The sequence below is a fragment of the Pseudoalteromonas sp. S3178 genome (assembly GCF_005886985.1).
Lineage (GTDB): Bacteria > Pseudomonadota > Gammaproteobacteria > Enterobacterales > Alteromonadaceae > Pseudoalteromonas > Pseudoalteromonas carrageenovora.
Genome location: NZ_PNCW01000388.1, coordinates 1 through 349, shown reverse-complemented (window position 1 = coordinate 349; position 349 = coordinate 1). Strand labels below are relative to the sequence as shown.

The window sequence follows — 349 nt, the reverse complement described above, 5'->3', positions numbered from 1 at the left end:
AAGCAAGCAATGAATAGTTTTAGTGCAGTTGATACTAACTCAACAGACATCCGCCCACTACTAACGCAAGGCGGCGCTTTCTCCTACTCACAAGGTGGTATCGTATTGAACTCTGAGGATCATTACGACCGCGTAAATACAGGAAAACAAGTGATCCCACATGCGATAGCGATGGTTGTCCACTTACTTAATCACGCGATGGACGTGAGATAATGCGATTTGTTTTACTTTTCTTGGTAAGCAGTTTTTGCTTACCAAGCTTTGCCTCACCAAGTATACCTAAAGCCCTGACGCCTTTAGTCCATCAACTCTACCTTGAACAAGGCCGAACGCTATCTAAAAAGCAAAC

Annotated in this window: 1 pseudogene; it reads left to right on the top strand. The window is 43.8% G+C overall.

Going from position 1 to position 349, the window contains the following annotated elements:
- Positions 1 to 213 (top strand): annotated as a pseudogene (locus CWC11_RS21430) (phospholipase); the annotation flags it as partial.
- Between the last annotated feature and the right edge of the window lie 136 nt (positions 214 to 349).